18 protein-coding genes are annotated in these 22,717 nt (G+C 32.8%); 8 read left to right on the plus strand and 10 right to left on the minus strand.

What is annotated here, in order from left to right:
* The 4 genes from HPY57_02890 to HPY57_02905 are packed head-to-tail and all read right to left on the minus strand — an operon-like array spanning position 1 to position 4,169.
* Positions 1-849: a M48 family metalloprotease gene (locus HPY57_02890; GenBank protein NPV10716.1), complete on the minus strand. Its 849-nt coding sequence runs from the start codon at positions 847-849 to the stop codon at positions 1-3.
* Positions 850-1,863 (minus strand): iron ABC transporter permease, encoded by a 1,014-nt coding sequence (locus tag HPY57_02895; protein ID NPV10717.1) that lies wholly within the window; start codon positions 1,861-1,863, stop codon positions 850-852.
* A 1-nt stretch (position 1,864) separates the two neighbouring features.
* Positions 1,865-2,893: a GTPase ObgE gene (obgE, locus tag HPY57_02900; GenBank protein ID NPV10718.1), complete on the minus strand. Its 1,029-nt coding sequence runs from the start codon at positions 2,891-2,893 to the stop codon at positions 1,865-1,867.
* 7 nt (positions 2,894-2,900) lie between these two features.
* Positions 2,901-4,169, minus strand: coding sequence for a hypothetical protein (locus tag HPY57_02905; protein NPV10719.1), 1,269 nt, complete (start codon positions 4,167-4,169; stop codon positions 2,901-2,903).
* 176 nt (positions 4,170-4,345) lie between these two features.
* Between HPY57_02905 and HPY57_02910 the strand changes: the two genes are divergently transcribed.
* Positions 4,346-5,314 (plus strand): DUF697 domain-containing protein, encoded by a 969-nt coding sequence (locus HPY57_02910; protein NPV10720.1) that lies wholly within the window; start codon positions 4,346-4,348, stop codon positions 5,312-5,314.
* Here HPY57_02910 and HPY57_02915 read toward each other — a convergent pair.
* The 6 genes from HPY57_02915 to HPY57_02940 form a co-directional block, all read right to left on the minus strand.
* On the minus strand, positions 5,311-6,399 hold the full coding sequence (locus HPY57_02915) for a glycosyltransferase family 9 protein (GenBank protein NPV10721.1): 1,089 nt from the start codon (positions 6,397-6,399) through the stop codon (positions 5,311-5,313). The genes HPY57_02910 and HPY57_02915 overlap by 4 nt on opposite strands.
* Before the next feature lie 2 nt (positions 6,400-6,401).
* Complete coding sequence (locus tag HPY57_02920) at positions 6,402-9,188, minus strand: DUF2723 domain-containing protein (protein ID NPV10722.1); 2,787 nt, start codon at positions 9,186-9,188, stop codon at positions 6,402-6,404.
* 133 nt (positions 9,189-9,321) lie between these two features.
* The gene (locus HPY57_02925; protein NPV10723.1) at positions 9,322-10,557 is read right to left on the minus strand and encodes a 4-hydroxy-3-methylbut-2-enyl diphosphate reductase; all 1,236 of its coding nucleotides are present in this window, start codon (positions 10,555-10,557) and stop codon (positions 9,322-9,324) included.
* Positions 10,558-10,696: 139 nt separating this feature from the next.
* Positions 10,697-12,451, minus strand: coding sequence for an amidohydrolase (locus HPY57_02930; protein ID NPV10724.1), 1,755 nt, complete (start codon positions 12,449-12,451; stop codon positions 10,697-10,699).
* 47 nt (positions 12,452-12,498) lie between these two features.
* Positions 12,499-13,782, minus strand: a complete 1,284-nt coding sequence (locus tag HPY57_02935) for a 3-deoxy-D-manno-octulosonic acid transferase (GenBank protein ID NPV10725.1) — start codon at positions 13,780-13,782, stop codon at positions 12,499-12,501.
* 1 nt (position 13,783) lies between these two features.
* Entirely contained in the window at positions 13,784-14,884 is a 1,101-nt protein-coding gene (locus HPY57_02940; GenBank protein NPV10726.1) for a glycosyltransferase family 9 protein, read from the minus strand.
* A 78-nt stretch (positions 14,885-14,962) separates the two neighbouring features.
* On the opposite strand from HPY57_02940, the gene HPY57_02945 reads away from it, so the two are divergent.
* The 7 genes from HPY57_02945 to HPY57_02975 all read left to right on the plus strand — a co-directional run bounded on the left by HPY57_02945 (position 14,963) and on the right by HPY57_02975 (position 22,620).
* A complete protein-coding gene (locus HPY57_02945; protein ID NPV10727.1) occupies positions 14,963-15,241 on the plus strand; it encodes a hypothetical protein in 279 nt (92 codons plus the stop codon).
* A gap of 65 nt (positions 15,242-15,306) precedes the next feature.
* Positions 15,307-17,961, plus strand: coding sequence for a carbohydrate binding family 9 domain-containing protein (locus HPY57_02950; GenBank protein ID NPV10728.1), 2,655 nt, complete (start codon positions 15,307-15,309; stop codon positions 17,959-17,961).
* Positions 17,962-18,076: 115 nt separating this feature from the next.
* Complete coding sequence (locus HPY57_02955; protein NPV10729.1) at positions 18,077-19,051, plus strand: NTP transferase domain-containing protein; 975 nt, start codon at positions 18,077-18,079, stop codon at positions 19,049-19,051.
* 21 nt (positions 19,052-19,072) lie between these two features.
* Positions 19,073-20,218 (plus strand): methionine adenosyltransferase, encoded by a 1,146-nt coding sequence (locus HPY57_02960; protein NPV10730.1) that lies wholly within the window; start codon positions 19,073-19,075, stop codon positions 20,216-20,218.
* A 29-nt stretch (positions 20,219-20,247) separates the two neighbouring features.
* Entirely contained in the window at positions 20,248-21,525 is a 1,278-nt protein-coding gene (ahcY, locus tag HPY57_02965) for an adenosylhomocysteinase (protein NPV10731.1), read from the plus strand.
* Between the two features lie 188 nt (positions 21,526-21,713).
* Positions 21,714-22,208, plus strand: coding sequence for a rhodanese-like domain-containing protein (locus tag HPY57_02970; GenBank protein NPV10732.1), 495 nt, complete (start codon positions 21,714-21,716; stop codon positions 22,206-22,208).
* Positions 22,198-22,620 (plus strand): hypothetical protein, encoded by a 423-nt coding sequence (locus HPY57_02975; GenBank protein NPV10733.1) that lies wholly within the window; start codon positions 22,198-22,200, stop codon positions 22,618-22,620. Before HPY57_02970 ends, HPY57_02975 begins: the two co-directional genes overlap by 11 nt.
* Positions 22,621-22,717 lie beyond the last annotated feature (97 nt).

The raw sequence follows: 22,717 nt of genomic DNA on the forward strand, positions 1-22,717 counted from the left end.
CTATCTCAATTTTGCTTTAATATTTGTCTGGTATGATTGTCTGTAAACATCAGGATCGTTTGATTTGTAATCTTTGATAGGGATACCATAATTTCTAAGTCTTGCTTCAGCTGTTTTAATTCTGTCAATTGGATCTGGATGAGTTGAAAGGAATGTTTTTACTTTTGACGGTTGAGTATCAATTAATTTGTCATCTCTCATTTTCTCAAAGAAGAATTTTACTCCTCCCGGATAAAATCTTGCAGCTCTTAAATATTTAATTGAATACTCATCTGCTTCATCTTCAAAGGTTCTGCTGTTAGCAAGAAAAGTCAGACCCGTAAAGAGGTTTGCTGCAATTTGCGCGATTTCATTTGGATTTTCTCCCAATACTAAACTTGCAAGCATTGAAATACCGTAATAAGATGTCAGATTTTGAGTTGCATGTCTTCTTTCTGCGTGAGCTATTTCGTGTGCAAGTACTCCAGCAAGAGCGGCTTCGCTATCCAGATATTTCAAAATTCCTGTATAGACATAAACAAAACCACCGGGAGTTGCAAACGCATTTAATGTGTTGTCATCCTGAATTAGTTCAAGTTGATACTTGTAAACATTTCGTTTTTTAATTTCAGGGGAATTTAAAATTTGTAAAAAGATATTTTGATAAATGTAATTCTTCACTGAAGGATCACCAGAATAAATGGGATATTCCTTTGGATTTTTTCTAATTTCCTGATCAAGCTGCATTCCTAAGTTAACTTCATCCTGATCCGAGAAAATATTTAATCCCCACTTTGCGCAGCCGGCAAAAAGAATCATTATTACAATGAAAACACTCAAAGTTTTTAGGTTGGAATTTATTTTCATCATTTATCCTCCATTTAAAGTACTTCTATGTTTTAACAAAAATATAAAAATTGGTGAACCTATTACAGCTGTAATCGAACCGATTGGAATTTCAACTGGAGAAAGAAGAATTCTCGAAATAAGATCAGCAATCATCATAAAGATTGCTCCAGCAAAAATTGATGAAGGAATGACAATTCGGTTATCATATCCAAATATTAATCTGCATATATGTGGAACAACCAATCCAACAAAACCAATTATCCCAACACTCGAGACCACAATTCCTATTAATAGACTTCCAAATATGAATGATATATTCTTCAGAAGATTTGTATTTACACCAAATTGTTTTGCATTCTCTTCATCGATAGAAATCAAATTGTAATGGTTAGAGAAAACTAAAAATAAGACTGCAGAAAAAACAAAGACGATTGTAATTACTAAGATTGATGAATAATCAGTTAAAGACAAATTTCCCATTAGCCAGAATAAAGCTGTTCTAAAACTTTGATCAATAAGCGAAACAATAAATAGTATTAAAGCCGAAAGGAAAGCATTAATCATTACACCAACGAGTAAAATTGTATTTGGATCCACCTCACCCCATCTTCTGCCTAAAAGAAATACAATCAAAAAAGTAATCAAGCTGCCAATAAATGCAAAGAATGAAATTCCAGTAAATTGAAACCCAATTGCAATTGCTATTATTGCTCCCAAAGCACCACCGCTCGAAACACCTAGTATATAAGGTTCAGCTAATGGATTTTTCAACAATGCCTGAAATACTGTTCCAACTAAAGATAATGAAGCCCCAACTAACATAGCCGTTAAAATTCTTGGAAGACGAAGTTCCAAAATTATTTTTGATTGAATTGTATCTCCACTCTTTCCAGTTAAAATTTTTAAAGTTTCCATAAAAGAAATTTCTTTTGTCCCAAGACTGAGACTAACCAGAAAAACTGTTACGAGTAAGATAAATAGTAAGAGTAGATAAACAAATAATTTTTCTTTTGTTGATTTGATTTGATCGGTCATTTTATTGTGGTTTGCTTAAATCACTTAATGTTTTAGCGAGAGAATCAAGTAAGTTATCAATTCCAATTTTTGCGACTGAAGAAATGAAAAGAATTTCAACAGGTTTCTCTACACCTTTGAGTGCAGTTTTGAATTTAGATTTTATCTTCTTCTCGAAGTTAAATCTTTCGCTTTCAGGAATTAGATCCATTTTTGAAATAGAAACAAGATAGGGCTTCTTTAATAATTCTTTGCTGTAAGCTCGTAATTCTTTAACAAGAATTTTAAATTCTTCAAATGGTTCTTCAGATGAAGCAGAGATTAAAAACAATAAAACTTTTGTCCGCTCAATATGTCTCAAAAATTTTAATCCCAAACCTTTCCCCTGTGCCGCTCCTTCAATAATTCCTGGAATATCTGCAACAACAAAACTTTTAAAGTCTTTGTATTGAACAAGCCCAAGAACAGGTTCGAGTGTTGTGAATGGATAATCAGCAATTTTTGGACGCGCAGCTGAAATCACCGAAATTAATGTTGATTTACCTGCATTTGGAAATCCAACTATTCCAACATCGGCTATTAATTTAAGCTCGAGAATAATCCATCTTTCTTCACCTGGTTTTCCCGCTTCGGCTTTTCTTGGAGCTTGATTGGTCGGAGATTTGAAATGTGTGTTTCCTTTACCGCCTTTGCCTCCACGAGCAACTACAAAGGTTTGATCTGGTTCAGTGAAATCAAATAAAACTTCTCCAGTTTCTTTATCTTTAACAACAGTTCCAACTGGAACACGGAGAATCACATCTTCGCCATTCTTACCAGTCTTAAGTGCTCCCATTCCGGGCTCGCCATTTTTAGCTATATATTTCCTTTTGTATCTGTAATCAAGTAAAGTTGACATATTCGGATCAGAGATTAATATTACATCACCGCCTTTTCCACCATCTCCACCATCTGGACCACCTTTAGGCACATACTTTTCACGGCGAAAACTGACCGCACCTCTTCCTCCGTTTCCTGCTTTTACATAAATTTCTACAAGATCTATGAACATAAGATTTTCACTTTATGTTTTCGTAAAGGAATTCTGCAAATTTATTTGCCCATTTAGATAAAGGTTGAATGTTTTTTTTGTCAAATAAATCTGTTAATAAAAGGGAAGCTTCGTCCCAATTGTTCACAGCATTAAGTTTTTCCATAAATTCAATAAACTCAATTTCATTTTCATCAAAAATCTTTTTAATGATTTTCTTCCTTAAGCTTTTAGGCATCAATCCATCAAGATTTCTATTGTAAAGTTTTTGAAAACTTTCTTCTTTCTTGACAGCATTTTGTTCAAAATTATTTTCGTTTTTTTGAATTGATAACTCAGGAGAGACATTTTCTGAGTTATTCAAGACTTCTTTAAAGTTTTCTTTCTGAACATAGCTTTCATAATTTTCTTCAAAGGTCACTGACTCTGATCCTTCCTTAACAACTTCCTCGTTCGTAATTTTTTCTAAAGATTTATTTTCTTCCTCTACTACCATATCTTCAGCGAGGGATTTAGTTTCAACGACCTGCTTTTCATAAACACTTGAATGAAGAATAGATCGAATGAACGAAACAACTGTTTCACCAGAAGTTTTAAATTGTTCTCGATGTTCTTCAAGAAAACTTGCGAGCTCGTTTCTCTGTTTATCTTTCAAATAAATAATAAATGCCTCATATTCCGCTGAATCCGTAATAGAGAGATTTAATTCAAAAAGAAAGTTTTTAAATCGACTGAATAAATTGTAATGGTCCAACAGAGTAAAATCTCGTGTGTATTCTTTATCAATCTTATAAAGCAAATTTTGAAAATCGTTCTTGCCAATTTTGGTTAAACCAGTCTTTTCAAAATATTTATTTACCAGAATTGGAAAATACTCGTATTCGACAATAAATTTTAAACGGTCTCTAATAAAACTTACCGATTGGAATTCCTCATATTTCATTATAAATGAAGTTAATGTATCACAGGGCTTTAACAAATAATCTAGATTTAGGTCTAAGGCGAATTTCAAAAGAATAGATAATTCCTTGATGTCTAATTCTTTTGTTAATGTGAGAAGAATTTTAAGTTCATCGACAAGAGGTTTAACTTTTATATGATCGAAATTGAACTTTGAAAAGTTTCTTATTGCGCTAAATTCTTCTTCAACTCTTCTTTCTATTTCTAATCGGATATAATGTTTAATTGAATCAGGAATGTTTAAGTTTAAAATTTCAGAAACTGAGATTTTATCAGATGCGTCAAAAATAGCTCTGCAATATCTATTAATTATTACTTGTTTTTCACGATCAAACATTTTTCCACTACATTTTTAAGTTAATTTAGATAAGGAATAGGGCTTTGTCAATTGAATTTTTATCTAATCTTAGACTCATATCTCACTAAAAAGTGAATTTACCTTATAAATTTTTTACTGTGTTGTACTTGTTTCAATCACAAAAATTATTTTTGTGAAAATTTTGTGAGGTAATTATGAAGTCCTTTTACAAAAAAATAATCTTTATGATAAGCTCTTTAATCATTATTCTTTTCATAGTTTTCTTGATTAATCAAACTGCCCAGGTTATTGAATTATCAAAGAATGTTTCGGAGGATTTCAGCAAGTTTGTACTGTTTTTTCTAATCATAATCTACTCACTACTTATAATTATACCGATTTATCTTTTTATTTCATTACCCAGTTCGCTCAAAATTCCAGAGAGCATTAATTCGCCTGAATATCAAAAATATATTCAGCAGTTGAGAAAAAGACTTAAAAAGAACAAATATATAAAAGAGAAAAACATATCAGTCGATTCTGAAGAAGACTTAAAGAATGCTTTGAATTATTTAAATGAAATAGCTGATCAAGAAATTAAAAAAAATGCAATTGGCGTTTTTACAGTTACGGCTCTTTCTCAATCAGGAAGACTTGATGGTTTAATTGTTTTGACGCTTTTGACTAAAATGATTTACAAAATTGCATTGATCTACAATCAAAGACCAAATATTTCTGATTTAATTCAATTATATGCTAATGTTTTCATGACGACATTTCTTGCATACACAATTGAAGAAATCAATATTGAAGAACAGCTTGATCCAATTATAGATAATCTTACAGAGATTTCAGCTATTGGAGTAATGAAGTCAGTTCCATTTTCAGGACTTGTCGGCAAAATGCTTCTTGATGGAGCAATCAATGCATATCTTACATTGAGGGTTGGGATAATCACAAAAAATTATTGCTCTTCACTGGTCAAACCTGAAAGAAAAACTCTAAGAAGATCTGCCTCGATTCAAGCTGCGAAAATGACAGTTGTATTAGTGAAAGAAATTGGCATGGACATCACCAAAAAAATCGCTCGTAAAATGAAAGATAAGTTATCACAGGCAGGAGAAACTTTTATTGAAAAAGCAAAGGGAATTTTTGGCTCATTTAAAAATTTATTCGGTATTTAATGATTTAATGAGTTTTGATCGTTAAGTAATTCTTGAACTTTTTCAAGAACTAAATCTACACTTAATTCTTTGATACATTTAAATTGAACATCGGTGCGAGAACAACTCAACGGTTTTGGCGAGTAATAAAAACAAGGCTGACAATCTAGATTGAGCTTAGCAATTTTGTAATTCGTTTTAAATGGATGAACATAATTTGGATTGGTGGGACCAAATATCGCAACAACTTTCAATTTTAATGCTGATGCAATATGCATTAAAGCTGAGTCATTTGTAACAAACAAATTTGAGCGTTTCATAATTGCAGCAGTTTGTAATAAAGATTCAGTCTTTACAACTACAGCCTGATTTTGCATTGTGGAATTAATTTTTTCATTTAATTCGTATTCATCTGGTCCACCGAAAAGTAAAATCTTTGCTTTATATTCTTCTCTCAGTTTATTTCCAAGTTCAGCAAACTTTTCCGGTTCCCACCTTCTCTTGATATGATTCTTTAAAGTCGCACAACCCGCATGAAATCCAACAACGAAATCATTCTCATTAATATTATTTTTCTTCAGCCATTCGTCAGCAAATTCTTCTACATCAGAATTAAAATAAATCTCGAGTCCCCCATCCCATTCTTCATAAACGACATTGTGATTTTGAAGAAATAATTCAGCGAGCAATAAATTTTCTTCAACATTATGAAGAAAATCATTTTCAACAATTCGCTGATTGTTAAGAAATCCCAAATTCTCTAAATCTTTCCTCAAATATCTGACAGCGTACCTTTCACCTGTACCGACAATGAATGAAATTACATTATACTCTTTACGATTAGATGGGTAGACATTAAAAGTTACATCATATTTTTTTCTAAGTTTAAACAAAAAAAAGAGGGATTTAACAAATCCCTCTTTCATAAAATTAAAATAAATGACTTGATTAATCTTTGGATTAAATTCATAAACATCTTTAACACCTTTAAACATACAGAGCAAATCAATCTCCGCATCAGGAAGATATTTCCTAATCAGCGAAATAGCTGGTGAAAACATCAATGCGTCACCAATACCTGAAAGTGCAATGACTAATATCTTCACTTTTATTTAGTCGTATCGTTTTTGATCTCAAAGTTCATTTTCTGTTTGAAACGATTTATTTCTGTATCAATCGTTCTTGAATCATTAACAAATGAACGTAGTCCATTTAGAAGATTAATCGCCATCTGGTAATTTTCTTTTGCTTTGTCATTCATACCTTTTTCTTTATAGATATCCCCACGACCCTCATATATCTGCAGTAAGATTCTATAAGGATTATAATAACTCGAAACATCGCCTGGATTACGATCTCTATCTTTTTCAGCTAAAGGTTCAATTTCATCGGCAATCTCTATAAATCGATCTCCTCTGCCTGCTAATTTGTAAAGACTTGCGATATCTGAAAGTAATCTATAATCCAGAGGAATATATTTTCTTGGAAGTTTCTTTTCCATTTCATCCAGAACCTGACCTATCTTTTCATATTCGTTATTGTTCATATAATAAAGAGCGAGACGCAAAAAAGAATTTCGATAATTCATCATCATTCGTCTTTGATTCTCATCTAGATAAATCTTTCCTGTATTAAGTCCCCTAAACTTGAATCCAAGATGATAATCTTTATAATAACCTTCTGGTTCATTGAATAAGCATTTTTCCATTTTCTCACGATCAACATTTTTCTGCTGATTAGTTCCTCTGACAGGAGTAACCATAAAAGTCATTCCTTGCATAACCATATATTCATCTAATCCGAGTTTTGAATCATCTGAACAGGTAACGGAGAAATGAATTGGTCTTTTCCAACCCTGCTTTGCATTAGTTACAATAATATCTTGAACAACTAAATCTTGGACACGAATTATTCCTCTTGGCCCAACCTGTGTCTCGTATTGCATTGGAGGATTTAATCTGAAAACAATCTTTTTGTTCTTTATGACTGAAGAATCAGTCACGCCGAATTTTTGAATTGCTTCATCGGGAACTGGAATTTCAATATCTCTGCCAGAAAATTCCATCGGCATCAATCGATCTATTTGATCATCTGTGAATGAAATTGGTACTTTTTGTGCACCGTAAGGTTCTTCATTTTTAGCTTGCTTTATGTACCAGTTTGTATTAGCCAGACTCAAATTCACAATTCTAACATCTCTTCTAACTCCTTCAACATCCTGTAAATACCAGAGAGGGAAAGTATCGTTATCACCGTTCGTGAAAAGAATTGCATTTGGTTCGCAGCTTTGAAGAATGTTATAAGCAAAATCCCATGGTACAAAGTTTTTTGAACGATCGTGATCATCCCAATTTTGAATTGCCATATTAACTGGAACAGCTAAGAGAGTAATTGTAAATAATCCAACTGATGCAGGGATTAAATTTTTCTCTCCTAATTTTACTTTCAAATAATGCAATAATCCTTCAAAAGCAATTCCAATCCAGATTGCGAAAACAAAGAAAGATCCAACATAAAAATAATCTCGTTCTCTTGGCTGTGGTTCCTGTTGATTTTGATAAAGTGCAGTCAGAACTCCCATTAACAAAAACATTGCAAGAAAACTCAATCCCAATTTCCAATCTCTTCTGAAATGATAATACAAACCAATTAATCCAAGTATAAATGGAATTGCATAGTATCTATTAGGAAATCTCTGAGGATCACCGATGAAATTTTCGTCGGGTTTTCCAAATAAGATAGTTTTAGCATCTTGAACATCACCTTCTCTGCCGATAAAATTCCAGAATAAATATCTGTTATACATATGATTTATCTGGTAACGCCACATAAAATCTAAATCACTAGAGTAATTATAATAAATTCCCTGTTGGTGTGGTTCCTGACTATATCTTCTCTTAAATAATGGGAAATCTCCATATTGTTCACGATTAATGTAATAGACAAACTCATTCATCGTGTCGGGTTCATTTTCATTCATTGGCGGGTGAGCATTGGCTCTAATTATCACCATTGTATAAGATGTGTAACCAATAAAAATTAAAAACAATGAAGCGATAACGAGGAACGCCAGTGCCTTATTATTTTGTTTCGTCCAGTACATTCCATAAATAAGCAAAGCGACAAAGGCAACAACAAGTGAAAGTTTGAGTGTTAAATTAGTTCCACCAAACTTGGCCAGCAAAGAAGGGAAAAATTTTATAATCCCGGGATAAACAGCCCAGAAGAATAGGACGGCAAAAATACCCATATAAATAAATGATTCGAGATTAACTTCGTATTTTCTGAAATAAACAACCATTACAATTGTAAAGATTGCTAAAACACTCAAAAGATGAACACCGCTCGCCAAACCAATTATGTACATAATTAATAAAAGAATTTTTTCATTATTCACATCTTCAGCTTTTTCATACCACACAAGTAAAAGCCAGGTAATGATTGATACAAAAAACATTGAAATTGCATAAACTTCCGCTTCAACACCATTAAACCAGACTGTATCTAAAAATGAGTAGGTAATTCCTGCTAAAAATCCTGAACCATAATATGAAATTGCATCAAAGAAATTTTCTGGTCTTCTTCCCTTATAAAATGAAATCAGTTTAACAACTATAAAATAAAGGAACATTGAAGTAAATGCTGTCGATAGAACTGAGACATAATTCATTCTCAAGCCAAGATTTTCGACGAAAGGAATCATCATGAAAAATCTTCCGATCAAAAGAAAAAGAGGTGCACCTGGCGGATGTGGAACCTGCAAATAATATGATGCGGCAAGAAATTCACCGCAATCCCAGAAAGAAACTGAAGGTTGAACAGTTAAAGAATAAACTATAAAAGTAATTATAAAAACAAGACCGCCAATTATTCTATTAATGAGCTTGTGATTCATTTTTACCTCATTTTAATATCAGTTTTACTTTCAAAATTATTACATTAAAATAAGAAAATTCTGAATTTAATTTTTTACATCAGGAAAGTCTCGCCGGACCAAAATTTTCCAAATTAATTTTGATCGAAGTTTATTAAATCACAGTTTGATTTAAAAATTTTTCAATTACTTCTTCAATTGACATTGCAGACGGGAAGAAGGAATGTAATTTTCTTAATACACCTTCAATCACTGAGTCAGGGCAGGAAGCTCCGCTGGTGAGAAGAATAATTACTTTTTCTTTTTCTGGAATGTAATTCTGAGTCAGTACTTCTTTTTTAAGATTAATATCGTAATGAAGAATTTTATCTCGACTTAAAATTTTTTCTTCAGATGAAACGAAAAATGTTTTCACTTTCTCCTGAGAGAGTTCAACAATATGTGTGGTGTTTGAACTATTGTATCCTCCGACTACAACAGCGAAATCTGCCGGATACTTCAACATCTCGAGGGTTGCTTCTTGATTATCATAAGTTGCATAACAGAGTGTATCGCTTGTATCTGCAAAATGATATTTAAGATTTTCTTCACCATATTTTTTCAACATAACTGACTTAAAGTAATCAGATATTTCTTGGGTTTCTGATGCAAGCATTGTAGTTTGATTTACAACTCCAATCCTTTCAAGATGAACTTTGGGATCAAAACCTTCTGAATGTTTGTCCTTGAAGTATTCATAAAATTTCTCCGAGGGAATTTCACCAAGTATAATTTTGCCGAGTAATTGAGCTTCTTCAAGATTCAAAACAATCACTGAGTGAGACTTTTGAACACTATGGGAAAATGTCGCTCTTGTTTCTTCGTGTTTATATTTGCCGTGAATTATGATTGTGTAACCTTTTTCACCAAGAGCTGCTGATCGATTCCAGACTTTTTCGACAAACGGACAGGTTGTATCATATTTCTCAACTTGCAATCCAATAGATTTAAGTTTCTCTTCAATTTCTACTGTAGTCCCAAATGCAGGAATTAGAACAATGTCATCAGGTGTAATTTCTTCCCATGGGATTATTTGCTCACCTGTTGGTTTCATTATAAAATTAATTCCACGAAATAGAAGATCTTCATTCACAATTGGATTATGAATAATTTCACTGAGAAGAAAAACTCTTTTGTCAGGATTTTCTTCGAGTGTTTTATAAGAAATCTCTATTGCATTTTGTACGCCATAACAAAAGCCAAAATGACGAGCAATCAAAAACTTAACTGGACCAAAATCCAACTCTGTTGGAGAAAGATCTTTTTTCTTTGGATCAATTAGATTTCTAAAATCTTTAAGTCTTGTGATAATAGAACTTTTATAAAAAACTGGAATATTAAACTTTCTCATATTCTAACCTTAACTTCGCGTGCAAATTAAAGAATATTAGACTCACTAAAAATCTATAAATTAATCCCATCAAATGATCATCAATTAAAAATCAAAAAACTTTCTCTGGGATTTTATTCCATAATTATTTCGAAAATTCTTATTTCTTATAAACAATTTTACCATTCACAACTGTCATTAGAACATTAGTGTTTAAAATTTCTTTTGGCGAAATGTTATAAAGATCTTTATCTAAAATTGTAAAATCAGCCCACTTACCGAGTTCAATCGTACCCTTTTTGGTTTCTTCAAAGACTGCAAAAGCTGCCCATTTTGTAAAACATTTTAGTGCCTCGTCAATTGTTAATTTTTGATCAGGATACCATCCATTCTCAAAATTTTTAGGATCCTTAATTCCACTTTTGGAAAGAACCCATTTCTTTTTCTTCACGAGCTCTAAAACATCATCTGCGTTTTTAGGAGAACCGTTTTTATCCTGTCGCGTTATTGCAGCATAAATTCCTTCAAGAACACTCGGATTTTCAACAGGGAAATCAGAACCTCCTGCAATCAGATTGGTTTCGTTTAAAACCGTTTTATATGCATAAGACCATTTTACTCTTTCCGGACCTAAACGAGCTTCAGCCCAGGGCATATCCGAAGTTGCGTGAACTGGCTGCATACTTGGAATCACTTTCAATTTCGCAAGTCGTTTAACATCCTCAGGATTTATTACCTGAACATGTTCGATTCGTAATCGTGGATCTTTGTGATTTAATTCGTTCATTGCTCTTTGATAAGCATTCAATACAAGATAATTACCAGAATCACCTATTGCGTGAGTGGCGACCTGCAAACCTTTACTCAATGCATCTTTAGTAACTTGATAAATTTGATCTTCGCTTAAAAGCAAAAGACCATAATTATCAGGATCGTCCTGATAAGGTTCAGTCATTAACGCACCTCGTGAACCCATTGCACCATCGACGAATAATTTTATTCCATCAACATTCACAAAGCCATTTGCATAACCCACAAGCTTCCCTTCTTTAAGATATTTATTCCAGGTTTCTCCTATTCCATCCACATAAGCATGAATCCGGATTGGAAGTTTACCTTCATCTGCAAGTTTTTTATAAACTTTAATTGTTCGTTCACTTACACCCATATCATGAACTGAAGTAATTCCATATTTAGCCAGATTTGTTGTTGATACAAGAACTGTATTTTCAAGTTCTTCGTCTGTTGGTGGTGGAATGACTTTGTAAATAAGATTCATTGCGTTGTCAATCAATAGACCAGTTGGATTTCCATCTTGATCTTTCTTAATCTCTCCGCCTTCAGGATTTGGAGTATTCTTATCAATTCCTGCAAGTTCAAGCGCTTTTTTATTCACCCAGAGAGCATGACCATCAATGCGAGTTAATGCGACTGGATTTTTAGGTGCTGCTTTATCAAGAATTAAATGATTAGGCCAAGATTTATTTTCCCAATCGTTTTGATCCCAACCAACACCAAGAATCCAATCACCTTCTTTTAATGTGCTCGCTTTTTTCTTTACTAGTTCGGCAATTTCTTCCTGCGAATTCGTTCCAACTAGATCAATTTGAAGTAAATTATCACCATATCCTGTTATATGACCATGAGCATCAATAAAACCTGGATAAACAAACGCTCCTTGTAAATCGATTCTTTCGCTCTGAGGATATTTTCTTATCAACTCTTCTGAAGAACCTAAGTCAACGATAATTCCATTTTTAACTGCAACTGCTTCGTAAATTGAGTTTTTATCATCAAGTGAATAAATTTTTCCATTGAAGAAAATCTTGTCAGGCATCTCTTTACTGCAGGAAGTTAATATTAATTGAAATGATAAGACTAAAATTAATTGAGCAAAAAATTTTAATGACTTCATTTCGTCTCTCCTTTAGATAATTATTATAAAAAAGCTTTGCTTTCATTTCAGGAACTAAGAATTTCATTAAGAACATTCACAATTTTTTCAGTTGCACCAATATTTCTTTCAACAAAACTTTTTGCATTAGTTCCAATCTGTAATCTGTAACTTTCATCAGCAAATAGTTTACGAAGATAGCGATACAGTTCAACTTTATTATTTACAGAAAACCCACCGTTGTTATAAATTAAATGGAATGCTTCCTGACTATTTGAGTATTTAGGACCAAATAAAACTGGAATTCCATATACAGCTGGTTCAAGGACATTATGAATATTCGACTTAAAGCCGCCGCCGACAAAAGCAACATTAGCATAAGCATAAAGAGTTAATAAAATTCCAACTGAGTCGACAATTATCACCTTTTCATCCTTATATTGATTTAATGCCGAGAAACGAATCGTAGAAATGTATTCTTTTAATTCAAATTCAATTTGTTCAAGAGTTGGAATAGATGGTTCGTGAGGAACGATAATCGAAATCAAATTTTTTTCAAATTGGTGAAGTTTAATCAAGGCAGGGAAAAGAACTTCTTCATCTTCCCGCCAGGTGCTTCCTGCAACAAATATTTTTTTACCTTCGATAATTTTTTCATTTAGGATTTTCTGTTTCAAAGCTGTTCTGCTTTTTTGATAAACTCTATCGTATCTCGTATCGCCAGCAACAATAATTTTATCTTTACTTACTCCAATCTCAATAAAACCATTCTTATCCTCTTCAGAAATAGTTAATATTTTACGGAACATATTGAACAAAAACTTATGAAAACTTTTTACTACTACTATTTTTCTCGGTGAATTTTTTTTCATCGTCGCATCTACCAAAACAACAGGAATATTTCTTTTAGACAATTCAAAAACTGAATTGGGCCAGATGTCGTATCTCATAAAAATTAAAATTGCTGGTTTCACTATCTCGACAAAACGTTTGATATTCTTGATTGAATCGAAGGGATAATAAGTTATTAAATCAGCACCTTCATATCTTTTTGCTGCGTTGTAACCGCTGGGAGAAAGAAATGATGCAAGTATGTTATAATTTTTTTCTGAATTTAATTTCTCAATTATCGGTTTCGCCTGTTCAAATTCACCAACAGATGATGAATGAAACCAGAGTAATTTTTTTGTTTGATCTAATTTTTTCAACTCAGTTTGAAGTCGATTAAAAAGATTTTCTCTGTCTCTTAAGGCTGTTTTAATTTTCTTATTGAATAACGAAGCGATTTTAATACTCAAATAAAACAAAGGAATAATTAAATAATTATAAATCCATTTCCAGAAATTACTCATATTAATTTCCTTTTGTAATCAATTCTTCTAATTTTTGAACAATTAAATCGGGAGTGATATCCCTCATACATTTAAAATGCTTCTTCGGGCAACTCGATTTTCCAATATGTGAACAGGGCCTGCAATCCAAATTTTCATTCTCAACGATTATAGACTTTTCAAAGATAGGAGCGAAACCAAACTCTTTTATAGTTGAACCAAAAATTGCAACAGTTGGAATCTTTAATAATGAACTCAGATGCATTAATCCCGAATCGTTTGTAATTATTGCTGAACATTTTTTCATTAATGCTGCTGTTTCAAAGAGATCATTCTCATTTTGAAAATTTTTTACTGCTGCTGAATCTATTTCTAAAGATTTGCAAATTTCTTTATCGTTACTTCCGCCAAAAAGTGCGATAGAGTAATCTTTTTGAATTAATGTTTTTATAACCTGTACAAACAAATCAACAGGATATCTTTTGGTAAAATGTTTTGAACCAGGACATATTCCTATCAAGACTTTTTCTTTAAAATGTTCTGGCAATAGATTATCTGCTCTTAGTTCATATTCTTTTGGAATTTCAAAATACAATGGAAGTTGATTTAAATCTAACTCAGGATAAACTGTTCTTATATATTGAAGAGCAATTGATTTATTATTCTTCAAAAAATTGATTTTGAAATTGACCAGTAAGAATTTTTTCAGTGAAGGTTTCTTAAATCTATAAATACGAGTTTTCAAGCTAAATGGATAGAGTTGATGACTTCTAAAATTATTTTGAAGGTCAATCACTATATCAAAGTTTTCATTTTTAATAAATGACTTAACTTCTTTTTGATTACGCTCATTTAATTGAATTACTCCATCAATAAAAGGATTAGTTTCAATTGCCTGAGCAAATTTTTCCTTAACCAAAAAGTAAATTACCGGTTCATTTTCTCTTTCTTTCAAGATTTTTATCAATGGATAAGTTAAAAGAACATCACCAAGAGAGCTCAAACGAATGATTAGAATTTTTTTCTTTTTATTATCAATCATCACAACTAATTTAAAGAAATTTGATGAGATGAAAATTCGATTTATAGATGACTTTTCATCTGAGTAAACTAAAAAATTCATTTTTGTTAAAACTCACATCATAATTAAATTGCAATCAAAAATTTCAGAAATGAAAATTATTTCAGAGAGGAAAGAAAAATGACTTCATTACCACCTGCACCTGTAAAACCATATCCAGATAATAGTATTGAAAAAAAAGCATATTCAATTGCAGAAAGTTTATCGGAATATTTACCAGTAATGAATGATAGAAATCGACTTGGTTTTAACTTATACCGCCATCTTAAAGGTGAAGGTGATGATATCGCTACAATCGTAAGAACTAATAAATTCACTATCGAAAAAATCTCTAAAGAAGAACTCATCCAATTACTCGAGCAAAAAGTTGAAGAAGTGAAAAAAGAACTTTTTGCATAATCACTTCATACTAATTTGAAACTTACCAGCTTCGAATACGTCTAACGGCTTCAAAAACTATTACTATGAAAAAGATTATCATTCCCCTCTCAATGGCTTTACTCCTTACTTCAGTTACTTTGTATTCGTTAGAAAAACCTGGCAACTCAAAAAAAGTAACTGCTTATAGGGTTAATGAAAAGATTTCAATTGATGGAAAACTTTCAGAAACAATTTATCAAACAATTACTCCAATCACCGAATTTATTCAGCGAGATCCAGATGAAGGCAAACCTGCAACAGAAAGAACTGAAGTCTGGACTTTTTATGATGATTATAACTTTTATGTAGCCGCAAAGCTTTACGATTCAAAACCTGATTCAATTACAAAAATTTTGGGCCGCAGAGATAACTTTCTTGCATCCGATTACTTTGGATTTGCAATTGATACTTATCTCGATAGAAGAAATGCATTTTTCTTCCTAGTCAACCCAGCTGGTTCAATCATAGATGGTCAATTTTTCAACGATAGCTGGGATGATGAAACCTGGGATGGAGTTTGGGACTATGCAGTTTCGCTTTTTGACAGCGGTTGGTGTGTTGAAATCAAAGTACCATTTTCTCAACTACGATTTAAAAACTTAGAAGAGCAGATCTGGGGAATTAATTTTTATCGAAGACTTAATCGGAATAAAGAAGAAGATCATTTTATTTATGTACCAAAGAGAGAAAATGGCTTTGTTTCGCATTTCGCCACATTAACAGGCATCAAAGGAATTAAGCAAAAACAGAGAATCGAATTTTTACCATATGCTGCTGGTAAAGCCCAATATCTTATTCACGACCCATTGGATCCTTTTTATAAAAAGAATCAGTATCAAAAAAATCTTGGTGTTGATTTTAAATTTGGTGTTGGAAGCAACCTGACAATAGATGGGACAATTAATCCTGATTTCGGTCAAGTTGAAGTAGATCCAGCTGTTATTAATCTTTCCGCCTTTGAAACATTTTATAATGAAAAAAGACCTTTCTTTATCGAAGGAAGAAATTTCATCAATTTTGGTAATGGTGGTTCGAATAGTAATTTTTCATTTAATTGGCCCAATCCACAAATTTTCTATTCAAGAAGAATTGGAAGAGCACCAAGAACTCCAGTCGAACATAATGGTTATATTGATTACCCAAATGAAACAAGAATTTTAGGTGCAACGAAATTATCCGGCAAGATTACCAATGATTGGTCAATTTACTTTTTGAATGCATTTACAGAAAGAACATACGCTCAGATTGATTCTCAAAATGTTCGCTTTGATCAAGAGATTGAACCCTTTACTTATTATGGTGTTTTTAGAACTCAGAAAGAATTTAATTCGGGAAAACAATCAGTTGGATTGATCTCAACAGCTGTAATTCGTGACAATCAAGACCCATTCATTGATTCACGATTAGTTCGTTCAGCGACCACAATTGGTCTCGATGGCTGGACATATATCGACAAAGAAGAAAATTATGTTTTTACCGGTTACATAATTAGATCTCAACAAACTGGATCCAACAACTCTATTCGAAGATTACAGGAAGCACCTCAAAGATATTTTCAAAGACCTGACGCAGAGAAATATAAACTCGATACAACACGGACAAATTTTTCAGGTTACGCTGGAAGATTTGCACTGAATAAACAGAAAGGAAATTTTTATCTCAATTCAGCATTTGGTTTTATCTCTCCCGAATTCGATGTAAATGAACTCGGATTTCAATATAAAGCTGATGTATTAAACTCACATTTGGTTATTGGTTACCGCTGGTTTAATCCCGATGGAATTACAAGATGGAAAAACATTCACTTTGCAGTTTTCGCTAATTCTGATTTTGAAGGCAACTTGACAAATAAAGGATTAATGTTTTTTGGTGGTTTTCAATTAATGAATTTCTATTCATTTAATCTTGATTTTGGATATGCACCACAAGTCTATGATAAAGATTTAACTCGTGGTGGACCACTTGTAATCAGACCAACAGCTTACTGGTACAGTTTTAATTTTGAAAGCGACGAGTCGAAAGATTTTGTTGTTGAATTTGGACTTCATGGTGAACATCTTGTTACAGGCATGAAAGGAATAAATTCAAGTATCTCTTTCGAGTGGAAACCAAATTCGCAACTGAACATTTCATTTGAGCCGCAATACGAATACACATTAAATAAAACGCAATGGATAACTAAAATCGATGACATATTTGCAATAAAAACTTATGGATCAAGGTACATTTTTGGCGAGATGACTCAAAAGACAATCTCGGCAAATATCAGATTGAACTGGACATTTACTCCGAAACTAACACTTCAATTATTTGCTCAACCACTATTTTCAGTTGGAAGTTTTTCAAACATCAAAGAACTAGCAGAGCCAAGAACTCATAATTTTAATGTTTATGGTGTAGATAGAGGTTGGATAATCAAAGGACCTGATAATGACTTTGAAATTGATCCAGATGGTAGTGATTCGGCTCCATCATTTATTTTATCGAATCCTGATTTCAATACAAAATCCATCCGCGTAAATGCTGTCTTGAGATGGGAATTTTTACCAGGCTCATCATTATACTTCGTCTGGACACAGGATAGAATGAATTTGGACAATCCAGGAACTCTTTCTTTCAAACGAGATCTAAAAAATTTATTCAACTCAGATTCGAACAACATCCTTATGTTAAAACTTACTTATTGGCTTGACATTTAATCGTTAGCTCAAAAATTTTTTATCAGCATCACAAATACTTTGAGTTTTTTCCTACGCTAAACTAATTGATATTACAAATCACTTTGTTTAAGTTTGTAATCAACTTATGAAAAACATTAGAGCAATTATCCCGGTAGCAGGTATCGGTACAAGACTGCGACCTCATACTTATACACTTCCAAAAGTTTTGTTGAATGTCGCAGGAAAACCGATTTTAGGCCATATAATGGACCGAATTATTCTTGAAGGAATTTCAAAGGCGACCTTTGTCGTTGGATATCTGGGGGAAAAAGTTGAAGAGTATATTAAAGATAATTATCAAATTGAAGCTGATTTTGTTCAACAAAATGACCAGTTGGGTCTCGGTCATGCAATTTACACTGCAAGGGAAACTTTCAAAGGTGATGAGCTGCTTATCATTTTAGGCGATACAATTTTTGATGTCGATTTGAAATCTATGCTTTCCAAAGAATATTCAGCTTTAGGTGTCAAAGAAGTTGAAGATCCAAGAAGATTTGGTGTTGCAATAGTGGAAAACGGATTTATAACCAAACTGGTAGAGAAACCAGAAACACCAATCAGTAATCTCGCAATTGTTGGATTGTATTATATCAAAAATTCTTCTTTGCTTGAAGATTGTCTTAATGAAATTATCAAGAAAGACATCAGAACAAAAAATGAATATCAATTGACCGATGCTTTACAATTAATGTTAGAGAAAGGTGAAAAGTTTGTTCCTTTTACAGTTGAAGGATGGTTTGACTGCGGTAAACAGGAAACATTACTCTCAACAAATCATCACCTGCTCGAAAAATTAAACAATACAGAGAAAATTGAAGGTGTAGTAATTCAAAAACCAGTTTATATTTCACCAAATAGCAAAGTTGAGAATAGCATAATTGGACCTTACACCACTATTAACGATGGTGCTGAAATTAAAAACTCAATTATTGTGAATAGTATAATTGGAGTAAATGCAAAAGTATATAACGCTATTTTGCGTGACTCAATAATTGGAAATAATACAATCATTCGGGGACAGTTCAAAAGATTGAATACTGGTGATTCAACTGAAATAGAATTTTATTAAAAACTAAATGGAGTAAAAAATATGTCAATGTTATTCACATCTGAATCAGTTTCGGAAGGGCATCCTGATAAAATCTGTGATCAAATTTCAGATGCAATTCTTGATGAATACTTAAAACATGACCCAGAAGCTCGTGTTGCTTGCGAGACATTCGTCACAACCGGCCTTGTCTTAGTCGGCGGAGAAATAACTTCAAAAGCTCAGATAAATATTCAAGATGTTGTAAGAGAAACAATTCGCGAAATTGGTTATACAAGTCCTGTGTACAGATTTGACGCTGATTCTTGTTCCGTCTTGAATTCAATTCATTCACAATCACCTGACATCGCAATGGGAGTTGATAAAGGTGGTGCCGGCGATCAAGGAATGATGTTCGGTTATGCAACCGATCAAACTGAAGAGTATATGCCCGCACCAATTATGTATGCTCATAAACTTGTCAAAAGACTTGCTGAAATTAGAAAAAAAGAAAAACACTTAATGCCTTACCTCAGACCTGATGCAAAATCTCAGGTAACAATTGAATACGATGAAAATAAAAAACCTATAAGAGTTCATACTGTTGTCGTTTCTACTCAGCACGATGGAGATGTAACTCAGGACAGAATTCGTGAAGATGTAATTGAATATGTAGTCAAAAAAGTTATTCCTGCAGAATTGATTGACGACAAAACAATTTACTATGTCAATCCAACTGGCAAATTTGAGATCGGCGGACCTCACGGTGATACTGGTCTAACAGGAAGAAAAATTATAGTCGATACATACGGCGGTTATGCACCACACGGTGGTGGTGCTTTCAGCGGAAAAGATCCAACCAAAGTTGATAGAAGCGCAACTTATGCAGCAAGACATATTGCAAAAAATGTTGTTGCATCTGGACTTGCAAAAGAATGTCTTGTTCAGGTAGCTTACGCAATTGGTGTAGCTCAACCAGTTTCAATTTTTGTAAATACTTTTGGAACTGGATTAATTCCTGACAAACAACTTGCTGATTTCATCTTAAAAGAAATCGATCTCACGCCTAAAGGAATTATTGAACGGCTCGATTTAAGAAAACCAAAATACAAAGCAACTGCGGCTTATGGTCACTTTGGCCGCAACGAGAATGGATTTACATGGGAAAAACTTGATCTTGTAGATTTATTCAAATCATTAATAAAATAAATGTAAAATAAATTTGGAGAATAAAAGTAATGGATTATAAACCTGGTGTTTACAAAGTTCGTGACTTAAAATTAGCTGATGAAGGAAGAAAGAAAATCGAATGGGCTGAATCTCGAATGCCCGTTTTAATGGAACTTAGAAAAGAATACAGCAAAACTAAACCACTCAAAGGATACAAAATTGCCGGCTGTCTTCATGTAACAAAAGAAACTGCTGTCTTAATCGAAACTCTTGTTGCAGCTGGAGCAGAAGTAAGCTGGAGTGGCTGCAATCCCCTTTCCACTCAGGATGATGTAGCTGCTGCACTTGCAAAAAAAGGCATCTCAATTTTTGCTTGGCATGGAATGAATGTTAAAGAATTTTACTGGTGCATTGAACAGACTTTGAAATTCGAACCTAATTTAACTCTGGATGATGGTGCTGATTTAATTTTCACTATTCACAATAAATACCCAAAACTTGCTGAGAAAGTTATTGGCGGAACTGAAGAAACAACAACCGGTGTGAAAAGATTGCGAGCAATGGCTGCCGATGGCGCTTTGAAATATCCTGTCATTGCCGTCAACGATGCCGAAACAAAATGGGATTTCGATAATGTCTACGGAACCGGTCAATCATCCATTGATGGAATTTTAAGAGCAACAAGTGTTCTACTTGCAGGGAAAAATTTTGTTGTAGCAGGTTACGGACATTGCGGAAGCGGAGTTGCGAAAAGAGCCGCAGGAATGGGCGCCAATGTTATTGTTACAGAAGTAAAACCAACTGCAGCATTGAAAGCCGCCCTTGAAGGTTTTAGGGTAATGCCAATGGATGAAGCAGCGAAAATTGGTGATATCTTTATTACTGCAACTGGCGTCAAAGATGTTATTGTTAAAAGACATTTCGAAAAAATGAAAGACGGTGCAATCGTTTGTAATACAGGTCATTACGATTGCGAAATTAATCTTAACGATTTAGCTAAACTTGCAAAATCAAAACGACAGATCAGAGAAAACAACGAAGAATATGTTTTGAAAAATGGAAAGAGAATTTATGTCCTTGCTCAAGGCAGACTCGTGAATCTTGCTGCTGCCGAAGGTCATCCGTCAGAAGTTATGGATATGTCCTTCGCAAATCAATTTATGTCTCAAATAAGATTAGCTGAACTTGATAAAAAAGGTGTAAGACTAGAAAATTCTGTTCATGAAATTTCTGAAGAGCAAGATCAATATATTGCATCAATTAAATTGAAAACTCTTGGTTATAAGATCGATAAACTGACAAAAGAACAGATACGATACATTTCTGACTACTCTGAAGGTACATAAAACTTTTTCACAAAAAACATTTTAGATTTCAAAAAGTCAGGTTAAGTTAAATCTTAATCTGACTTTTTGTTTTTTAAAGTTCAGACCAATTCCGTAATTAAAAATTTACAAACAACAACTATCCAGCCTAAAGTGAATTTTTATCAAACTTGAATTTCCATATATTGAAACAAAAACACTAATTCAAAATGAAGCTCAGGGCATCTTCAATAACTAAAGACATTATAACTATTATAAGCCTGACTATTCTCTTTAGTTTTTCTTATACTCTCATTATTTACAAAGACTTCAATTTTTTAGAAAGGGCTATTCATAAATCCCATACAAATGACAATTCACTAAATAAACAGATAAAAGAAATTTCTATTGACGAAGCACTAAACTTGATTAAGCTTAGTCATCCTGTAATAATAGATGCGAGAAACGAAAGCGATTATCAGAAATCAAAAATCGAAAACGCGATTAACATTCCAGCGAAAAAATTTGAAGAATACCTTGAACAAGTTCTTGCAATTCCCCAAGATGCGCTAATAATCATTTACTGTGAAGGAATTCATTGTAATTTAAGTCATCAACTCGCAGATAAAATGACTGCCTTCGGTTTTAAAAACCTCAACATAATGTATGAAGGAATTGAAGGTTGGCAAAAAAGGAATTTACCTCTGGTGAAAAATGAAAATTAATTTCAAAAAATATCTGATTGAAATAATTCGTTTAATACTTGCATCTTTATTCATAATCTCGGCGCTTGAAAAATTTAAGTCTATAGAGAATTTCGCTTTGAATGTTGATGCTTATCAAATCTTCCCGTCTCTTCTTGTTAATTTTATTGCTGTATTTATTCCTTCTCTTGAACTATTTATAGGGTTTGGTATTCTTTTCAAATTCAAACTAAAAGCAAATTTATATCTTTATTTACTGTTAATGATTTCGTTTACAATTCTAATCATCATTGCAATGATCAAAGGGCTGGATATTGATTGCGGTTGTTTTGGAGAAAGCTCTGTTAAGGTTGGATTTGAAAAGCTTGCTGAAAATATCCTTATTATCATTGGAAATTTGTATTTAATTAAATTCAGCAAGCTCTTTGAATAGACTATAATATTAATTTATATGAGCCTGTCCAAAAAGTTGGCACGAAAAATGAATTTATATTAAGTATGCAAAAAGAAATATTTATAAAAAGGGAAAA

It is taken from the genome of Ignavibacteria bacterium (genome assembly GCA_013177855.1).
Taxonomy (GTDB): Bacteria; Bacteroidota; Ignavibacteria; order Ch128b; family Ch128b; genus Ch128b.

Excerpts from the sequence above, each read along its gene's own strand:
- HPY57_02935 (NPV10725.1), bottom strand. The coding sequence starts at position 13,782 with ATGAGTAATTTCTGGAAATGGATTTATAATTATTTAATTATTCCTTTG.
- HPY57_02920 (NPV10722.1), bottom strand. The coding sequence starts at position 9,188 with ATGAATCACAAGCTCATTAATAGAATAATTGGCGGTCTTGTTTTTATA.
- HPY57_02945 (NPV10727.1), top strand. The coding sequence starts at position 14,963 with ATGACTTCATTACCACCTGCACCTGTAAAACCATATCCAGATAATAGT.
- HPY57_02895 (NPV10717.1), bottom strand. The coding sequence starts at position 1,863 with ATGACCGATCAAATCAAATCAACAAAAGAAAAATTATTTGTTTATCTA.
- HPY57_02910 (NPV10720.1), top strand. The coding sequence starts at position 4,346 with ATGAAGTCCTTTTACAAAAAAATAATCTTTATGATAAGCTCTTTAATC.
- HPY57_02930 (NPV10724.1), bottom strand. The coding sequence starts at position 12,451 with ATGAAGTCATTAAAATTTTTTGCTCAATTAATTTTAGTCTTATCATTT.
- HPY57_02970 (NPV10732.1), top strand. The coding sequence starts at position 21,714 with ATGAAGCTCAGGGCATCTTCAATAACTAAAGACATTATAACTATTATA.
- ahcY (NPV10731.1), top strand. The coding sequence starts at position 20,248 with ATGGATTATAAACCTGGTGTTTACAAAGTTCGTGACTTAAAATTAGCT.
- obgE (NPV10718.1), bottom strand. The coding sequence starts at position 2,893 with ATGTTCATAGATCTTGTAGAAATTTATGTAAAAGCAGGAAACGGAGGA.
- HPY57_02905 (NPV10719.1), bottom strand. The coding sequence starts at position 4,169 with ATGTTTGATCGTGAAAAACAAGTAATAATTAATAGATATTGCAGAGCT.
- HPY57_02925 (NPV10723.1), bottom strand. The coding sequence starts at position 10,557 with ATGAGAAAGTTTAATATTCCAGTTTTTTATAAAAGTTCTATTATCACA.
- HPY57_02950 (NPV10728.1), top strand. The coding sequence starts at position 15,307 with ATGAAAAAGATTATCATTCCCCTCTCAATGGCTTTACTCCTTACTTCA.
- HPY57_02940 (NPV10726.1), bottom strand. The coding sequence starts at position 14,884 with ATGAATTTTTTAGTTTACTCAGATGAAAAGTCATCTATAAATCGAATT.
- HPY57_02975 (NPV10733.1), top strand. The coding sequence starts at position 22,198 with ATGAAAATTAATTTCAAAAAATATCTGATTGAAATAATTCGTTTAATA.
- HPY57_02960 (NPV10730.1), top strand. The coding sequence starts at position 19,073 with ATGTCAATGTTATTCACATCTGAATCAGTTTCGGAAGGGCATCCTGAT.
- HPY57_02890 (NPV10716.1), bottom strand. The coding sequence starts at position 849 with ATGATGAAAATAAATTCCAACCTAAAAACTTTGAGTGTTTTCATTGTA.